The 18072-nt window shown below is 62.2% G+C and carries 16 protein-coding genes; 8 read left to right on the top strand and 8 right to left on the bottom strand.

Going from position 1 to position 18072, the window contains the following annotated elements; all coding sequences use genetic code 11:
* The first annotated feature begins 91 nt into the window (after nt 1-91).
* From arsC to AO268_RS08920, 3 genes are read left to right on the top strand one after another with little or no spacing between them, the layout of a single operon-like run.
* Entirely contained in the window at nt 92-445 is a 354-nt protein-coding gene (gene arsC, locus AO268_RS08930; RefSeq protein WP_076964170.1) for an arsenate reductase (glutaredoxin), read from the top strand.
* Nucleotides 442-1056, top strand: a complete 615-nt coding sequence (gene wrbA, locus AO268_RS08925) for an NAD(P)H:quinone oxidoreductase (RefSeq protein WP_076964171.1) — start codon at nt 442-444, stop codon at nt 1054-1056. Before arsC ends, wrbA begins: the two co-directional genes overlap by 4 nt.
* Nucleotides 1040-1459: a DUF2069 domain-containing protein gene (locus tag AO268_RS08920; protein ID WP_076964172.1), complete on the top strand. Its 420-nt coding sequence runs from the start codon at nt 1040-1042 to the stop codon at nt 1457-1459. The genes wrbA and AO268_RS08920 overlap by 17 nt, the downstream gene beginning before the upstream one ends.
* Nucleotides 1460-1565: 106 nt before the next feature.
* Here the strand turns inward: AO268_RS08920 and AO268_RS08915 are convergent, their stop codons facing one another.
* Nucleotides 1566-2237, bottom strand: a complete 672-nt coding sequence (locus tag AO268_RS08915; protein ID WP_076964173.1) for a DNA-3-methyladenine glycosylase I — start codon at nt 2235-2237, stop codon at nt 1566-1568.
* Between the two features lie 67 nt (nt 2238-2304).
* On the bottom strand, nt 2305-3129 hold the full coding sequence (ttcA, locus tag AO268_RS08910) for a tRNA 2-thiocytidine(32) synthetase TtcA (RefSeq protein WP_076964174.1): 825 nt from the start codon (nt 3127-3129) through the stop codon (nt 2305-2307).
* Nucleotides 3130-3508: 379 nt separating this feature from the next.
* Here ttcA and AO268_RS08905 point away from each other — a divergent pair, with 379 nt between their 5' ends.
* Nucleotides 3509-4111, top strand: a complete 603-nt coding sequence (locus AO268_RS08905) for a Yip1 family protein (RefSeq protein ID WP_076964175.1) — start codon at nt 3509-3511, stop codon at nt 4109-4111.
* Between the two features lie 129 nt (nt 4112-4240).
* Nucleotides 4241-4735: a SprT family zinc-dependent metalloprotease gene (locus AO268_RS08900; RefSeq protein ID WP_076964188.1), complete on the top strand. Its 495-nt coding sequence runs from the start codon at nt 4241-4243 to the stop codon at nt 4733-4735.
* Nucleotides 4736-4848: 113 nt separating this feature from the next.
* Here AO268_RS08900 and AO268_RS08895 read toward each other — a convergent pair whose 3' ends face one another.
* Together AO268_RS08895 and AO268_RS08890 are read right to left on the bottom strand one after the other, a co-directional pair.
* Nucleotides 4849-6030 (bottom strand): CaiB/BaiF CoA transferase family protein, encoded by a 1182-nt coding sequence (locus AO268_RS08895; protein WP_099168461.1) that lies wholly within the window; start codon nt 6028-6030, stop codon nt 4849-4851.
* Between the two features lie 151 nt (nt 6031-6181).
* Entirely contained in the window at nt 6182-7513 is a 1332-nt protein-coding gene (locus tag AO268_RS08890; protein ID WP_076964177.1) for a dicarboxylate/amino acid:cation symporter, read from the bottom strand.
* 334 nt (nt 7514-7847) lie between these two features.
* Between AO268_RS08890 and AO268_RS08885 the strand changes: the two genes are divergently transcribed.
* Nucleotides 7848-8846 (top strand): AraC family transcriptional regulator, encoded by a 999-nt coding sequence (locus AO268_RS08885; protein WP_076964178.1) that lies wholly within the window; start codon nt 7848-7850, stop codon nt 8844-8846.
* A gap of 120 nt (nt 8847-8966) precedes the next feature.
* Here AO268_RS08885 and AO268_RS08880 read toward each other — a convergent pair whose 3' ends face one another.
* Together AO268_RS08880 and AO268_RS08875 are read right to left on the bottom strand one after the other, a co-directional pair.
* Complete coding sequence (locus tag AO268_RS08880; protein ID WP_099168460.1) at nt 8967-10313, bottom strand: ATP-binding protein; 1347 nt, start codon at nt 10311-10313, stop codon at nt 8967-8969.
* Complete coding sequence (locus AO268_RS08875) at nt 10310-10987, bottom strand: response regulator transcription factor (RefSeq protein WP_076964180.1); 678 nt, start codon at nt 10985-10987, stop codon at nt 10310-10312. The genes AO268_RS08880 and AO268_RS08875 overlap by 4 nt, the downstream gene beginning before the upstream one ends.
* Before the next feature lie 148 nt (nt 10988-11135).
* Here AO268_RS08875 and AO268_RS08870 point away from each other — a divergent pair, with 148 nt between their 5' ends.
* A complete protein-coding gene (locus AO268_RS08870; RefSeq protein ID WP_099168459.1) occupies nt 11136-11852 on the top strand; it encodes a 4'-phosphopantetheinyl transferase family protein in 717 nt (238 codons plus the stop codon).
* An 86-nt stretch (nt 11853-11938) separates the two neighbouring features.
* Here AO268_RS08870 and AO268_RS08865 read toward each other — a convergent pair whose 3' ends face one another.
* Nucleotides 11939-13549, bottom strand: a complete 1611-nt coding sequence (locus tag AO268_RS08865; RefSeq protein ID WP_076964182.1) for an ATP-binding protein — start codon at nt 13547-13549, stop codon at nt 11939-11941.
* Nucleotides 13546-14271 carry a response regulator gene (locus AO268_RS08860; protein ID WP_099168458.1) on the bottom strand — a complete coding sequence of 242 codons (726 nt, stop codon included), beginning with the start codon at nt 14269-14271 and terminating at the stop codon, nt 13546-13548. The genes AO268_RS08865 and AO268_RS08860 overlap by 4 nt, the downstream gene beginning before the upstream one ends.
* Nucleotides 14272-15057: 786 nt before the next feature.
* On the opposite strand from AO268_RS08860, the gene AO268_RS08855 reads away from it, so the two are divergent.
* Nucleotides 15058-17949, top strand: coding sequence for a ribonucleoside-diphosphate reductase subunit alpha (locus AO268_RS08855; protein WP_076964184.1), 2892 nt, complete (start codon nt 15058-15060; stop codon nt 17947-17949).
* Nucleotides 17950-18072: the final 123 nt, after the last annotated feature.

Here is an 18072-nt window from a genome sequence, read left to right as displayed (position 1 = left end):
CGTAGGCTGCGGCCGATCGCCTCTTACGGTTTAAGGACAGCCCGCAGCGCAGGTAGAATACCCGCCACCTTACGCAAGATGCGACCCGCACATGACCGATCTGACGCTTTATCACAACCCGCGCTGCTCGAAATCCCGCGGTGCGCTCGAACTGCTGGAGGCCCGTGGCCTCACGCCGAACGTCGTGCGCTACCTGGAAACGCCGCTGGACGCCGCGCAGCTTGAAGCCCTGCTCGCCAAGCTGGGAGTCGGCGCCCGACAACTGCTGCGCAGCGGCGAAGACGAATACAAGACCCTCAACCTGGACGACGCCAGCCTCAGCGAGGCGCAATTGATTGCCGCCATCGCCGCCCATCCCAAGCTGATGGAACGGCCGATCCTGGCCACCGCCGACAAAGCCGTGATTGGCCGGCCACCGGAAAATATCCTGGAGCTGCTGCCGTGAGCGTGCCTTACGTTCTGGTGTTGTATTACAGCCGCAACGGCTCGGTCAGCGAAATGGCCCGGCAGATTGCCCGGGGCATCGAGCAAGGCGGCCTGGAAGCGCGCCTGCGCACCGTGCCGGCGATCTCCAGCGAGTGCGAGGCCGTCGCCCCGAGCATCCCGGCCGAAGGCGCGCTGTATGCCAGCCTCGACGACCTGAAGCACTGCGCAGGCCTGGCCCTGGGCAGTCCGACGCGCTTTGGCAACATGGCCGCGCCGTTGAAGTACTTTCTCGACGGCACCAGCAACCTGTGGCTGACTGGCGCCCTCGTCGGCAAGCCGGCCGGGGTCTTCACCTCAACCGCCAGCCTGCACGGCGGCCAGGAAACCACCCTGATGTCGATGCTGCTGCCGTTGCTACACCACGGCATGCTGATCACCGGCCTGCCCTACAGCGAACAGGCGTTGCTCGACACCCAGGGCGGCGGTACGCCCTACGGCGCCAGCCACCATTCCGGCGCCGACGGTAAACGCGCCCTGGACGCTCATGAAATCGCCCTATGCCGTGCCCTGGGCCTGCGCCTGGCGAAGACCGCGGCAAAACTGGAGAGTGGCCGTGGCCAAGAAGCCTAAAGTCCTGCCGGCCCAGGCCTGGCTGGAACCCCGGGTCAAGCTGGCACGGGCCTTGAGCCTGCTGGCGTTCCTGGGCCTGGTGGGGCTGCTCTGCGTTTACTACCTGCTGGTCGCCGACCTGCATGGCGCACGCCCCTGGGTGATCTTGCTGATCGAACTGGTGCCGTTGCTGATCCTCGCGCCGGGCATGCTCATGGGCAGCGCGCGCGGGCATTCGTGGATGTGCTTTGTGGTGAACCTGTACTTCATCAAGGGCGCCCTGGCGGCCTATGACCCGAACCGCCAGTGGTTTGGCGTGCTGGAGATGCTGGCGAGCCTGGCGGTGTTCTGCACGGCGCTGCTATATGTACGCTGGCGGTTCCAGCTGAATCGGCGGTTGGCGGGGGAAGGTCAGCCAGCCTGAGGGTTTTGTGGCGCCGATCAGGCCCCATCGCAGGCAAGCCAGCTCCCACATTTGGAATGCATTCCCCTGTGGGAGCTGGCTTGCCTGCGATGGCAGCACCTCGATCTCAATGATTGACCGTATAAGCCAACATCATCGACAACTGACACATCGGCCGCCCGCTCTCGGCGTGCCATTGGTTGAACGCCGCCTGCACCGTCGCCAGGTCCCGCAGGCTGGTGGGGGCCTTGTCGACAATCTCCTGCGCATTCAGCGCCGCAACCACGTCATAACTCGGCACAAACGTGTCCTTGCCCACCATGCGCAAAAAGCGTGGTGCCGACAGCCCGCCCAGTTGATGGCCGTGCTTGCTCAGGTATTTCCACAAACCGACGATCTCGGTCACCGGCCAGTCGGCGATCAGCGCCGCGAAGCTGCCCTTCTCCTGCTCGACATCGAGGATCATCTGCGCATTGCGCGGCACGCTCTTGAGCTTGCCCAGGTGGCGGATGATCCGTGTGTCCTGCATCAGCCGCTCAAGGTGCTCGGCGCCCATCAGCACGACTTTTTCGGGATCGAAGCCGAAAAACACCTCCTCGAACGCCGGCCATTTGGCGTCCACCACACTGTGCTTGAGCCCGGCACGAAACACCCGCAGCGACAGGGTCGACAGGTAGCGGTCATCGCTGATCTGGCGCAATTGCGCCGGCGTCTTGGGCACGGGCAGGTGGGCTTCCAGCTCGGCCGCCGAACCAAAGCGGTTCAGACAGTATTCGTGCAGCCATTTGTAATCGCGCATGCCCTCTCCTACGGGTTGAAATGAAAACGGCGCCCATAAGCGCCGTCTGTCAGAGCCTGGAAAAGGCTCAGAGGTTCACAACGTTGACGAAGCGCGACGCCGCGGTTTCGTCGATGCGCAGGCTGGTGAAGTCAAACAGGTTACGGTCGGCCAGCTGCGAGGGGATCACGTTCTGCAAGCTGCGAAAGATGCTCTCGGTGCGCCCCGGCGTCTTGCGCTCCCACTCCTGGAGCATGTCCTTGACCACCTGGCGCTGCAGGTTCTCCTGGGAACCGCAGAGGTTGCAGGGGATGATCGGGAATTGCTTGAAGTCGGAGTAGGCCTGGATGTCCTTCTCGTTGCAATACGCCAGCGGGCGGATCACCACGTTGCGCCCGTCGTCGGCACGCAGCTTGGGCGGCATGGCCTTGAGCGAGCCGTTGAAGAACATGTTGAGAAAGAAGGTCTCGACGATGTCATCGCGGTGATGCCCCAGGGCCATCTTGGTCGCGCCGATTTCATCGGCAAAGGTGTACAGCGTGCCACGGCGCAGGCGCGAGCACAGCGAGCAGGTGGTCTTGCCTTCCGGGATCAGTTCCTTGACCACTGAATAGGTGTCTTTCTCGACGATGTGGTACTCGATGCCCAAGGCCTTGAGGTAGGCCGGCAGCACGTCCTCGGGGAACCCGGGCTGCTTCTGGTCCATATTGACCGCGACAATGTCGAACTTGATCGGCGCGACCTTTTGCAGGTGCAGCAGCACATCCAGCAGGGTGTAGCTGTCTTTGCCGCCGGACAGGCAGACCATGACCTTGTCGCCCTCTTCGATCATGTTGAAGTCAGCGACAGCCTCACCGGCCAGGCGCCGCAGGCGTTTTTGCAGTTTGTTCTGATTGACGGTAAGGGTGCCCATGGCGCTTGGATCCGCGAAAAAGGTTGTGACGAAAAGCCGGGTATTTTAGCGGTATGGCGCACCGAGTTCCAATGTGGGAGGGGCTTGCCCGCGATAGCGGCAGTCCAGCCACTGTTTCTGGCAACTGACCCACCGCCATCGCAGCGATGCGGCGACCCGACAAGCCAGCTCCCACAGGGGACTGCATTCCACGTCACAGACCCAGGCGCGATTAAGCCCCGTGTTTACAGCGCGATTTGCTCTAAAGCCCCCCACTTTTCCTGGCTATCACTTCCTATACTGCGACATAAGGTCGCACACATATCCAGACCTTTCAGGCCACTTGGCCGGCGGGCGCTCCGCTTGGGGGGCGATGGCAATAACGACAGGAGTGACTGGCATGATCCATCACGTCGTGGGGCTTTTCACCCATCCCGACCAGGAATGGCGGGAAATTCGTGGCGATAAAGAAGAAAGCATCGGCCACATGTACCTCACCCATACGCTGATTCTCGCGGCGATCCCCGCCGTGTCGGCGTTTATCGGCACCACCCAGGTCGGCTGGGTCATCGGCAATCGCGCCCCGGTCATGCTGACCCAGGAAAGTGCGTTGTGGATGACCATCATGTCGTACCTGGCGATGCTCGGCGGCGTTGCGGTGATGGGTGCCTTCATTCACTGGATGGCGCGCACCTATGACGCCAATCCGAGCATGGCACGCTGCGTGGCATTTGCCACCTACACCGCCACCCCCCTGTTTATCGGCGGGCTGGCCGCGCTGTATCCGCATATGTGGCTGGGCATGGTCGTGGGCACGGCCGCCATCTGCTACACGGTGTACCTGCTGTATGTGGGGCTGCCGACCTTCATGAGCATCGACCCGGACGAAGGCTTCCTGTTTTCCAGCTCGGTACTGGCCGTCGGCCTGGTGGTCCTGGTGGCGATCATGGCGTTTACCGTGATTGTCTGGGGCCTGGGCGTGGGGCCGATCTACACCAACTAGCCGTTTTTTAACCGCAGGAACAGCCACCGCAAGGTGGCTTTGTGCGTGATGCATGACCATTCGGCGCCTGGCAGATTCGGAAACACCCTTGGATGCGGCATACTGAGGGTCTCTGGAGATATGTACAGCATGCCCGAGCAACTCAATACCCGCGTCGAAGATTGTTTCCTGCAAGCCGAATCCTTTTTCAAACGAAGTTTCAAACGCCCCCAGGTCAGCCTCAAGCTGCGTGGGCAGAAAGCCGGTGTCGCGCATTTGCACGAGAACCTGCTGCGCTTCAACCCCCAGTTGTACCGGGAAAACAGCCAACACTTCCTCAAACAGACGGTGGCCCACGAAGTGGCGCACCTGATCGCCCACCAATTGTTCGGCGAGCGCATCCAGCCCCATGGCGAGGAATGGCAACTGATCATGCGCGGGGTCTACGAACTGCCCCCCGACCGTTGCCATACCTATGAGATCCAGCGCCGACGGGTGACCCGTTATATCTACCGGTGCCCGTGTGCCGACAGTGACTTTCCGTTCTCGGCCCAGCGCCATGGGTTGGTGAACCAGGGGCGACGGTATGTGTGCCGCAGGTGCCGGGGGACGTTGGTGTTTACTGGGGAGACGCGGGTGGAGTGAGGTTTTGGGGGACTTCACCGGCCCCATCGCGGGCAAGCCCGCTCCCACATTTGAATGTATTCACAAATCAGAATGTGGGAGCTGGCTTGCCTGCGATGGAGCCAAAACAGCCACTACCCCACCACCTTGGCCCCCCGCAGCTCAGCGATCCGCTGGGTACTGAAACCCAACTCCCCCAACACCTCATCACTGTGCGCCCCCACCGCCGCCCCGATATGCCTCGGCTCCGGCACCCCCTCGGAAAACTTCAGCGGGCACGCCATCTGCGCCTGGAACGAGCCATCCCCACGGGGCACCTGGCTCACCAGCTCCCGGGCCTTTAATTGCGGATGCTCCAGGGCTTCCCCAAGGCTGAGCACCGGCTCAACGCAAGCATCGACCCCGGCAAACAGCGCACACAGCTCCTCAAAGCTGTGTCGCTCAAACTCAATCTGCAATGCCTGCTTGAGGGCCTTTTGCTGTTCGGGCTTGGGCGACAAACCCTGGGCTGCCAATTCCGGGCGCCCCAGCGCGCCACACAGTTGCTGCATAAACCCCGGCTCCAGGCTGCCCACGGATAACCAGCGCCCGTCCCGCGAGCGGTAGTAGTCGTAGAAACTGCCGCCATTGAGCACCTGGTCTTCGCGTCCAGGCTCCATGCCACAGGCCAGGTAGGCCGCGCCGGCCATGGCGTTGAGGCTGAAGGCGCAGTCGGTCATGCTCACATCCAGGTACTGGCCCAGCCCACTGTGCTGGCGCGCAATCACTGCCGCGAGCAGGCCGACCACGGCATGCAACGAGCCGCCGCCCACATCCGCCACTTGCACGCCCAGGGGCAGCGGGCCGCTGTCCTGGCGCCCGGTGTAGCTGGCGACGCCAGACAGGGCCAGGTAGTTGATGTCATGGCCGGCGCGGTCCTTGTAGGGGCCGGTCTGGCCGTAGCCGGTGATGGACACGTAGATCAGCTTCGGGTTGATCGCCTTCAACGCTTCATACCCCAGCCCCAGGCGCTCCATGACCCCAGGGCGGAACTGCTCCAGCACAATGTCGTAGTCCGCCACCAATTGCCGCACGATCGCCAGTGCCTCGGGCTGCTTGAGGTCCAGGGCCAGGCTGCGCTTGTTGCGGTTGAGGTAGGCATGGCTGGCCGACACCCCTCGATCGTGGGGCGGCAACACCCGCAGCAGGTCCAGGCGCGTGGGGGATTCGATGCGCAGCACCTCGGCGCCCATGTCTGCCAACAGCAGCGAGGCAAAAGGCCCCGGCAGCAGGGTCGAGAAATCCAGCACTTTAAGGGACGCCAAGGGGCCTGACATGGGAGCTCCGATTCCAGTTCGATGGGGCACAGAGTAGTCAGCCTTGGGCAACAGCGGCAATTACCGTAAGCATCATCGACAGTGACCGTTGTGCTCGTGCGCCCATAAAAAAACCCATCCGAAGATGGGTTTTTCAGGGCTGCGCCAGCGTTTACTTGATGGCCGGGGCCGGGCCTTCGGCCACGCCCAGGTCATCCAGTTCGCGGGTTTCGGAGATACCGGTACCGCCGGACGCCAACTCGCTTTGCAGCTTGTCAGTGTCCAGCTCCTTGACCCACTTGGCGACGACGATGGTCGCTACGGCGTTACCGACCAGGTTGGTCAGGGCGCGGGCTTCGGACATGAAGCGGTCGATACCGAGGATCAGCGCCAGGCCGGCAACCGGCAGGTGGCCAACCGCCGACAGGGTTGCGGCCAGGACGATAAAGCCACTCCCAGTCACGCCCGCAGCACCTTTGGAGGACAGCAACAGCACCAGCAGCAGGGTGATCTGGTGGGTGATGTCCATGTGGGTGTCCGTCGCCTGGGCGATGAACACGGCAGCCATGGTCAGGTAGATCGAAGTACCGTCGAGGTTGAAGGAGTAGCCCGTCGGGATCACCAGGCCTACCACCGACTTCTTCGCGCCCAGGCGCTCCATCTTGATCAGCATGCGCGGCAGTGCGGACTCGGAGGAGGAAGTCCCCAGGACGATCAGCAGTTCTTCACGGATGTAGCGCACCAGTTTCAGGACGCTGAAGCCGTGGGCGCGGCAGATGCCACCCAGGACCACCAGCACGAACAGCACACAGGTGATGTAGAAGCAGATCATCAACTGGCCCAGTTGCACCAGCGAGCCGACACCGTAGGCCCCGATGGTGAACGCCATGGCGCCCAAGGCACCGATTGGCGCGAGCTTCATGATCATGTTGATGATGTTGAACATCACGTGGGCGAAACGATCGATGAAGTCCAGCACCGGCTTGCCATAGGCACCCAGGCGATGCAGGGCAAAACCGAAGATCACCGAGAACATCAGCACTTGCAGGATATCGCCGTTGGCAAAGGCGCCGACGATGGTGTTGGGGATCACGTTGAGGATAAAGCCAACGATGCTCTGGTCTTTACCGGCAGTGACGTAGGCCGCGACTTTCGAGGCATCCAGGGTCGCAACGTCGATGTGCATGCCAGCGCCTGGCTGCACCACGTTGACCACGACCAGGCCGATCAGCAGGGCGATGGTGGACACGATTTCAAAGTACAGCAGCGCGTAGCCGCCGGTCTTGCCCACCGACTTCATGTTCTGCATGCCGGCGATGCCGCTGACCACGGTGCAGAAGATGATCGGGGCGATGACCATTTTGATCAGCTTGATAAAGCCGTCACCCAATGGCTTGAGGGCCACACCGGTCTGTGGGTAGAAGTGACCGAGCAGGATACCGATAACGATGGCAACGATTACCTGGAAGTACAGGGTTTTGTAGAACGGCTGACGAGTCGTCATTGCAAAGTTTCCTCAAGAGTCCCGTGGGGCAAATATCCGCCATGGCCCACGACACTTGAATTGCGAACCCTCCTGCACTGGAGGGATTTGTTTTGGCGAACTGCGGGCTGGCAGGTCTGTACTCCTTATCGCAAACGGCGTGCCACTTTCCTGAAAAGCCCTGGAGCCCTTAAACCACGGGGGTCGATGGCTAGCAACGGCGGTTTCCCGGGGGCACACAGGTGGCGGATATCCGCCCAGCGCCCCGATCTCGTCCTACAATTTGGCGGATATCCGCCTTGTCCCCCCAAGGCATGATGGCTACCATCGGCCACTCAATGGACGAGGCCCCCGCATGCGCGAACGCACCATCGCCAGTCATTACGCCCGTGCGGCCCTGGGCGGCGCGCGCCGGGCCGGCTACGACTGCTCGACGCTGTTGCAGCAACTGGGCATTACCCCGGAACTGCTGGCAGAGCCCCGCGCGCGTATCGCCCCGGAGCAGTTCACGCGGCTGTTGCAGATGTTGTGGCGGGCCCTGGATGACGAGTACCTGGGCTTCGCCGACGCACCGAGCAAGCGCGGCACCTTTGCCATGATGTGCCACGCGCTGATCCATTGCCGGACCCTGGAAAAGGCACTGGAACGCGGGTTGTTGTTCTACAGCCTGTTCCCCCAGGGGCCGCGCTGGCGCCTGAGCCGTGAGGGCGACATGGCGCGCCTGAGCCTGGATGACTCGCAACTGTGGGACCCGGATCATTTTTTGAGCGAAAGCCTGCTGGTGATCTGGCATCGCCTCGGCAGTTGGCTGATCGGCCAGCGTATCCGCCTGGAGCAAGCGAGCTTCCGCTACCCGATGCCGGCCCATGCCAGCGAATATGACCTGCTGTTCCCCTGCCCCCTGGTGTTCAGCGCGGCCAGCAGCAGCCTGGTATTCCACAGCCGCTACCTGAGCCTGCCGCTGCTCCAGGATGAGCGCACCCTCAAGCACTTCCTTGAACGCTCCCCCGCCGACCTGCTGTCCCGGCCCGACGAAGGCGACAGCCTGAGCAGTCAGATACGCCGCCTGCTCAGCCGCGACCGCACGCCGTGGCCAGACCTGGAGGCCGTGGCGCAGCACCTGCATATCAGCCCGCAGACCCTGCGCCGGCATTTGCGCGAGGAAGGCACCAGTTTCCAGGCACTCAAGGATGAATTGCGCCGGGATATTGCGATTTTTCACCTGGGGCGGGCGGATTTGTCGTTGCAGGAGATTGCCGAGCAGTTGGGGTTTTCCGAGCCTTCGGCGTTTCACCGGGCATTCAAGAAGTGGACAGGGGTGACGCCGGGGGCTTATCGGGCGCAGGAGAGTTGAGGGAGGTGGTGTTTGGGCGGGCGCCATCGCAGGCAAGCCAGCTCCCACATTTAACGGTGTTCACAAATCAAAATGTGGGAGCTGGCTTGCCGGCGATGCGGCCGGCAAATCCAACAAGGATCACACGGCCGGAAAATGAATCCTGAACGCCGCCCCCCCTAAAGGCGAATCCCCCAGGGTCAACCGCGCGCCATAGCTTTCAATAATGTCCTTGACCACCGCCAGCCCAATCCCCTGCCCCGGATGCTGGCGGTCCAGGCGCTCGCCGCGCTGCAGGATCCGCGCGCGCTGGTCGGGCGGCACGCCGGGGCCGTCGTCTTCGATGCACAGGCGCACCCCATCGGCCCCTTCATCCAGGGTCACGCGCACTTCGCCCAGGCACAGGCGGTAGGCGTTTTCCAGTAGGTTGCCGAGCAATTCCAGCAACGCGCCCTGTTCGATGGGCACGTCGCATTGCTCCGACAGCGCAAAAGATACGCGCACACGCTTGTCGCGGTAGACCTTGTCCAGGGTGTCGCACAGGCTTTGCAGCACCGGCCGCAGGCGCACCTGGTGACGCACCAGGCCGCTTTTGCGCAGGCTGGCGCGCTGCAACTGGTAGCTGATCTGCTGGCTCATGCGCTCGATCTGCGACTGCAAAACCCGCGCCTGCTCAAGGTCCTGGGGGCGCTGGGCCATGTCTTCACTCACGCCCTGCAGCACTGCCAGGGGGGTTTTCAGGCTGTGGGCCAGGTCGTCCAGGGAATCGCGGTAGCGGGTGCGCTGCTCGCGCTCGCTGTGCAACAGGCGGTTGAGGGAACCGGTCAGGCGCAGCAACTCCCGTGGGTGTTGCTCACTGAGGCTTTCGCGGGTGCCGCCTTCGATTTCATCCAGCTCCTGGCTCAGCCGGCGCAAGGCCTGCAAGCCCCAGGTCAGGCCGATCCACAACAGGCTCAACAACACCAGCAAGGCGGCGCCAAAGCCCAGGTAGAGGTTTTCCCGCAGGCCTTCCAGGGTCACCTGGTATTCGCGCACCGGTTGCAGGGCGACGATGCTGAACGCCGCGCTCTTGCCCCCCAGCAGCTTGACCTCGACGTCATACACGAAAAATTCCTGGCCGTTGGCCTCGCGAATCTTCGCAAACTCGTTGCCGCGCCCGTCGTAGCGCGGCCGGTAATTGATGTTTTCTTCCCGAGTCGCCCGCGAACGCCAGACCAGATGGCCTTCGCGGTCATAGATATAGCCCAGCAAGCGGCTGTCGGTCAGGTTGAAACGCTCGTCGGGCAACTGCGCCGGCATCAACAAGCGGTTGTTATCGACCCGCGCGGCAGAGATCAGCGTGGTCACATCGGACGCCAGGCGCTGCTCGATGGCATCCTGCAACGCCAGGCTGAACGCGCCCTGCATGGCCGGCAACAGCGCCAGCATGAACAACACGGCCAGGGTGGTGGCCGCCAGCATCAGGCGCAGACGAAGCGAACGGATCAACGGCAGCGCTCGTTAAACAGGTAGCCCAGGCCGCGCACGGTGTCGATGGGCTTGAACCCGGCCGGGCCTTCGAGCTTGCGACGCAGGCGGCCGACCAGTACTTCGATCACGTTCGGGTCGCGCTCGTCGTCATCGGGATAGAGCTGCTCCATCAACCGATCCTTGGCCACCACTTGTTGGTGATGGCGCATCAGGTATTCGAGGATCCGGTACTCATAGGCCGTCAGCGCCAGGGGCTGTTCGTCGAGGGACGCCTGTTTGCGATTGAGGTCCAGCAGCAATGGGCCGGCGACGATGGTCGACTGGGTAAAACCGCTGGAGCGGCGCAACAGGGCGTTCATCCGCGCCTCCAGTTCTTCAAACTGGAAGGGCTTGACCACATAGTCGTCGGCCCCGGCGGCCAGGCCTTCGACCTTGTCCTGCCAGTTGCCGCGCGCGGTGAGGATCAGGATCGGGAAGGTCTTGGCCTGGGTCCGCAGTTGGCGGATCAGGTCCAGGCCGCCCATCCCCGGCAGGCCCAGGTCGATAATCGCCAGGTCATGATTGAATTGCCCGGTCTGGTACAGCGCCTCTTCGGCATTGGCCACGGCTTCGACCACGTGACCGCTGTCACCAAGACGGGTCAACAGGTGATGGCGCAACAACGCCTCATCTTCGACAACCAGCAATTTCATAACGCTCTCCAAGGCCAATCCACTGTCCCGCAGGGAACCATCATAGCGGCCCTGACGGTATGCTTGCGCAGTTTACGGCGGTTGAACTGAACACAGTCTGAACCGACGGGCTACCCAGGCAGGCCCCGCCCCATGCAGAATAGCCGGCATGAACCCGATACCCGCCTGCTGCACCCCACTTGATGACCATTGGCCGCTACCCACCGCCCTGTCCGGCACGGTGTTGCTGAGCACCCGCTTCGAGCCCACATTGCTTGAGGCCAGCGATTTTCAGCGCTGCGCCGTGCCGCCGCCGGCCAGCATCCAACGGTCAGTGGCCAAGCGCCAGGCCGAGTTCCTCGCCGGCCGCCTGTGCGCCCGCGCCGCCTTGCAACGGCTCGAAGGCCTGGACTGCATCCCGGCCATTGGCGAGGACCGTGCCCCGGTGTGGCCCGGCCACATCAGCGGCTCGATCACCCACAGCACCGGGCATGCAGCGGCCATCGTCGGGCATAAGGCGCAATGGCGCGGGCTGGGCATGGACCTGGAGAACCTGCTGCCCCTTGAACGGGCCGAGCGCCTGGCAGGGGAAATCCTTACCCCGGATGAGCTGCAACGCATGGCCACAGGGCCCCGGGAGCAGATTGCGCAGCTAGTGACCCTGACGTTTTCGGCCAAGGAAAGCCTGTTCAAGGCGCTCTATCCGATTGTGCACAAGCGCTTCTATTTTGAGCATGCAGAAGTGGTGGAGTGGTCCGATTCAGGATTTTTGCGCTTGCGATTGCTGACGGATTTGTCCAGTGAGTGGTGTTATGGCAAGGAGCTGGAGGGGCAGTTTGTGGTGCATGAAGGGCAGTTGTTGAGCCTGGTAGCTGTCGGCGCCTGATAGATAGCTATCGCAGGCAAGCCAGCTCCCATATTTGACGGTGTTCACACATCAAAATGTGTGCTGGCTTGCCTGCGATGTCGGTCTCAAGTCTTGTCCTGGTCCCGCGGCCAACTCAGGCTGAAGCAAGCGCCGCCCAGGTTGTTGCTCTTGCTGATCAACGCCCGCCCGCCATGCCAGTAGATAATCCGTCGCACAATCGACAAGCCCAGGCCATGCCCGCCCGAGGCGCGGGTGCGGCTGTCATCCAGGCGCAGGAAGGGGGTGAAGATGCGCTCCCAGGCACTTTCCGGCACGCCCGGGCCATCGTCTTCGACATCGATACGGCAACGCACCTGGCCCACCTGGTAGCTGATCAGCACCCGCGACTGGGCATGGCGCATGGCATTGCTCACCAGGTTTTGCAGGGCACGGTGCAGGTAGCGTGGTTCGGCATCGACCCAGGCCGCGTCCAGGTGCGCCGATGACAGGCACACGCCCCGCGCCACCTTGATCCCCGGCCGCAAGGGCGCCAGCTCGCCAATCACCTGGTCGAGCAAGGCACTCAGGTCGACCCGCTGGAAACTCAGGGCCGGCGAGCCCTGTTCCAGTCGCGCATAGGTGAGCATCTCATCCACCAGGCCGTCGAGGTCCTGGATATCACTGTCCATGCCTTCCATGTATTTACGCCGGGCTTCGGGCGTGGCGGCGTCGCCGATCATCTCCAGGCCAAACCGCAGGCGCGCCACCGGCGTGCGCAATTCATGGGACACCGCGCGCACCAGTTCGCGCTGGATCGCCAACAAGCGCTGCAAGTGCTCGGCCATGCCATTGAAGGCCGCCGCCAGGCGCCCTACCGAGTCGGCCCCGCGCGCCGGCACCCGGGCTTCCAGGTTGCCTTTGGCGATGCGCGTGGCGGCCGCTTCCAGCCCGCGCAGGCGGCGCTCCAGTTGGCGCACCAGTAAATACACGATCAGGCCGATCAGGGTCAGACCGATCAAGGCGATCAGCACCAGCCATTGCGCCGGGTAAGGGTTCATCTGGTACAGCGGACCGATTTCCAGGACCCATGGCGTACCGACCATACCGGCAAACACGCGGATCGAGTCGCCGCCCTTGCCCAGGGCCATCACCGTATCGCCTTCGGCCACGCGTCGCCGCTGGTCTTCGTCCATATCGGCGGCGTCCAGTTTCAGCAGGTGCATTTCAAAGCCGAAACCCTTGGCCTCTTTCAGGTCGGCCAGCCGTTGCGGCTGCTCGGCCACCGGAAACCGCACCAGTTCGTCGGCCAGCAAATAAATGGTGGCCCGGGCCAGTTGCTCGCTGATCTGCTGCACTTCGCCGCTGAGCAGCAGTTGCTCTTTTTCACTGACCAGGCGCAACACCCGGGCCGCATGGGGCCCGGTCTGCTCCACCAAGACCTGGCCGCGCTGCAGGCGGTTGCGTTGGCTCAGGTCCAGGCGGGCATCCGCCACCGCCTGCAGTTGCAAGGGAATCCCCAGCAAACGCTCCCACACCGCCAGGGCGCGTTGGCGCTCGATGCTGCTCATCGGTTGCAGGTTGTCGCCCATCAGGGCAAACGTGCCGTGGGCCAGGCGCTCGCGATACTGGCCGCTGCGCACTTCATTGAGCAGGTGCAGGGCCAGGACGCCCAGCAGGGCCACCAGGATCAGCGCCGCGCACATGCCGCCATAGATGCGCAGGAAGATCGAGTTCATGACAGCCTATCGGCGCAGGCTTCGGGGACGAACAGGTAGCCTTTGCTGCGAATGGTCTTGATCAGGCGCGGATGGATGGGATCGTCGCCGATTTTCGGGCGGATCCGCGAGATACGCACATCAATGGAACGGTCCTGGCCGTCGTAGCCGATGCCGCGCAGGGCGGTGAAGATCTCTTCCCGGGACAGGATGCGCCCGGCATTGGCCACCAACAGCCACAACAGGTCGAATTCGGCGCTGGTCAGCTCGATGCCACCGCCGTGCAGCCAGGCTTCGCGCAAGGCGTTGTCCACCACCAGCGGGCCGAATTGCAGGCGCCGCTGTTTTTCCGGGGCCACGGGCTCGGTACTTTCGCTGCGCCGCAACAAGGCCTGGATCCGTGCCAGCAACAGGCGCGGGCGCACCGGTTTGCACACATAGTCGTCGGCGCCCATGTCCAGACCCAGGACCTGGTCCATGTCGTCGGTGCGCGCGGTGAGCATCAGGATCGCCCCGTCGTAGCGCTCGCGCACCTTGCGGCAGATGCTCAGGCCGTCTTCACCGGGCAACATCAGGTCGAGGATCACCAGGTCCGGCTGCTCGGCAATGATCCGCGCCACCGCCAAGGCGCCGTCGCCTTCGATGGAGACCCGCAGGCCGTTGCTTTCCAGGTAGTCACGGGTCAACTCAGCCAGACGCTGGTCATCCTCGACAATCAATACCTGCCAGGCTTCTTGCTCCACGGGTGGTCCTCGTTTTTATAAGTGCTTTGTCAGGACTGCACAGGTTCAAATGTGGGAGTGGGCTTGTCAGCTCCCACATTTTGATCCTTGCCAGCCGTACCTAATTTGTCATGCACAAAGGGCATAACCGTGTAGGAATAAAAGGCCGATTGTATCCATGGCCCAGCCCTCAAACACAAGCCAGGAAATGCATTCGGTGATCGCGTTTTTTTGTGATAGGGTTCGCGCCCGCAAAAATCCAGCCGGGTGTTTTCAGCTTGGAATATTCGGTGACAAACGGTGCGATGCAGCAGTACTGCGGCCTACACGGCGGTTCCACCTTTCATACACATTTTACCCACAGCGTTATCCACAGGTCGTGCGTTGCTAAGCCCCCCAAAACGCATTATCTTGTAGCCCGTCGCCGAAAAAACCCTACATGTAGGGTTTGAAGCGAAAAGACCAAACACAAATCAGACAAGAAACTCAAGTGCTTTCTTGCTCCTGTTTGGTGGAACTTAAACCTTTTTCGAAAGCCCAAACCGCGCACGCGGATGGCTGCTGTTTTCAAGCCCGAATGGGAGAAAGCGGTACGGGTGTTGCAATACAAGCGACACCCAGCAGGAATACGGCAAAGAGCGTGAGGCTCGGCGCCGAAGACTTCGGCATGGAAGCGGCGCGAACAGCTCCCTTCCTCCTGTCCCGAGGTTGTTATGCCAGGCCCAGGCCTGTTGTAAGTGCTTCAGGACGGAACGGTGGGCACCGTGATGGTGCCCAAATAAATATAGAATGTGGAGACAACCCCCCATGCAAACCGACACAACTCGCGAGAACCCGCAAGGCTCCGTGCCGCAGGCTGCTGATTCAAATATGGATCTGTCCGCCACCGCGCCCGGCCAATTGCGCGTGATCAAGCGTAACGGCACTGTCGTTCCTTACACCGATGACAAAATCACCGTCGCCATCACCAAAGCGTTTCTTGCAGTTGAAGGCGGCACCGCTGCCGCTTCGTCGCGTATCCACGACACCGTTGCCCGCCTGACCGAACAAGTCACCGCGACCTTCAAGCGTCGCATGCCTTCGGGCGGCACCATCCACATCGAAGAAATCCAGGACCAGGTCGAACTGGCCCTGATGCGTGCCGGCGAGCAGAAAGTGGCCCGCGACTACGTGATCTACCGTGACTCGCGCGCCAAGGAACGTGCTGTACACGCGCCGTCCGCCGAAGCCGTGAAAGCCCACCCATCGATCCGCATCACCCTGGCTGATGGTTCGTTCGCGCCGCTGGACCTGGGCCGCCTGAACACCATCATCACCGAAGCCTGCGAAGGCCTGGAAGAAGTCGATGGCGACCTGATCCAGCGTGAAACCCTGAAGAACCTGTACGACGGCGTGGCCCTGACCGACGTCAACACCGCCCTGGTGATGACCGCCCGTACCCTGGTCGAGCGTGAGCCGAACTACTCGTTCGTCACCGCCCGCCTGTTGATGGACACCCTGCGTGCCGAAGGCCTGGGCTTCCTGAACGTCGCCCAGAGCGCTACCCACCACGAAATGGCCGACCTGTACGCCAAGGCCCTGCCTGCCTACATCGCCAAGGGTATCGAATTTGAATTGCTGAACCCGATCCTGGCCACCTTCGACCTGGAAAAACTCGGCAAGGCGATCAACCACGAGCGTGACCAGCAGTTCACCTACCTGGGCCTGCAAACCCTGTATGACCGTTACTTCATCCACAAGGACGGGATCCGCTTCGAGCTGCCGCAAGTGTTCTTCATGCGCGTGGCCATGGGCCTGGCGATCGAAGAGAAGCACAAGGAAGACCGTGCGATCGAGTTCTACAACCTGTTGTCGTCCTTCGACTACATGTCGTCGACCCCGACCCTGTTCAACGCCGGCACCCTGCGTCCACAGCTGTCGAGCTGCTACCTGACCACCGTGCCGGATGACCTGTCGGGTATCTACCACGCGATCCACGACAACGCCATGCTGTCCAAATTCGCCGGCGGCCTGGGCAACGACTGGACCCCGGTGCGTGCACTGGGTTCGTACATCAAGGGCACCAACGGCAAGTCCCAGGGCGTCGTGCCGTTCCTCAAGGTCGTGAACGACACCGCCGTCGCGGTCAACCAGGGCGGCAAGCGCAAAGGCGCTGTGTGTGCGTACCTGGAAACCTGGCACATGGACATTGAAGAGTTCATCGAGCTGCGCAAGAACACCGGTGATGATCGTCGTCGTACCCACGACATGAACACCGCCAACTGGATCCCAGACCTGTTCATGAAGCGCGTCTTCGATGACGGCCCGTGGACCCTGTTCTCGCCCTCCGAAGTGCCAGACCTGCACGACCTGACCGGCAAGGCCTTTGAAGAACGCTACGAGTACTACGAAGCCCTGTCCCAGTACCCAGGCAAGATCAAGCTGTTCAAGACCATCCAGGCCAAAGACCTGTGGCGCAAGATGCTGTCGATGCTGTTTGAAACCGGCCACCCATGGCTGACCTTCAAGGACCCGTGCAACCTGCGCAGCCCGCAGCAGCACGTGGGCGTGGTCCACAGCTCGAACCTGTGCACCGAGATCACCTTGAACACCAACAAGGACGAGATCGCCGTTTGCAACCTGGGCTCGATCAACCTGCCGAACCACATCGTGGGCGGCAAGCTGGACACCGCCAAGCTGCAGCGCACCGTCAACACCGCCGTACGCATGCTCGATAACGTGATCGACATCAACTACTACTCGGTGCCACAGGCGCAGAACTCCAACTTCAAGCACCGTCCGGTGGGCCTGGGGATCATGGGCTTCCAGGATGCCTTGTACCTGCAGCACATTCCCTACGGTTCGGACGCTGCGGTCGAGTTCGCCGACAAGTCCATGGAAGCGGTCAGCTACTACGCGATCCAGGCTTCCTGCGACCTGGCCGACGAACGCGGCGCCTACGAGACGTTCCAGGGTTCGCTGTGGTCCAAGGGCATCCTGCCGCTGGACTCGCAACAGATCCTGATCGAGCAGCGTGGCCAGAAGTACATCGACGTTGACCTCAACGAATCCCTGGACTGGGCGCCGGTCCGTGCCCGTGTGCAAAAAGGCATTCGTAACTCCAACATCATGGCCATCGCACCGACCGCCACCATCGCCAACATCACTGGCGTGTCGCAGTCGATCGAACCGACCTACCAGAACCTGTATGTGAAATCGAACCTGTCGGGCGAATTCACCGTGATCAACCCGTACCTGGTCCGCGACCTGAAAGCCCGCGGCCTGTGGGACTCGGTGATGATCAACGACCTGAAGTACTACGACGGTTCGGTACAGCAGATCGAGCGCATCCCGCAAGAACTCAAGGAGCTCTACGCGACCGCGTTTGAAGTGGACACCAAGTGGATCGTTGACGCCGCCAGCCGTCGCCAGAAGTGGATCGACCAGGCCCAGTCCCTGAACCTGTACATCGCCGGCGCCTCGGGCAAGAAGCTGGACGTGACCTACCGCATGGCGTGGTACCGTGGCCTGAAAACCACCTACTACCTCCGTGCCCTGGCCGCGACCAGCACCGAGAAGTCGACCATCAACACCGGCAAGCTGAACGCTGTGTCCAGCGGCAACCACGGTGATGATTCGGTGCTTGCAGCGCCTGCCGGCCCGGCGCCAGTGCCAAAGGCCTGTGCGATTGACGAGCCGGATTGTGAGGCTTGCCAATAAGCTGAGGCCCACCCAGGCTTAATTGAAACAGCCAGCCTCCCGCACACCCTGAATTCCAACGGGGTTCACGGGAGGTTTTTTTTCCTTGTTCTTGCTTGATTAAGCAGGTGGGTACAAGCCTCC

The organism is Pseudomonas sp. ICMP 8385 (genome assembly GCF_002699915.1).
Taxonomy (GTDB): domain Bacteria; phylum Pseudomonadota; class Gammaproteobacteria; order Pseudomonadales; family Pseudomonadaceae; genus Aquipseudomonas; species Aquipseudomonas gessardii.
Note: the sequence above shows the minus strand (reverse complement) of the source record. Positions and strands in the feature narration are given on the sequence as shown.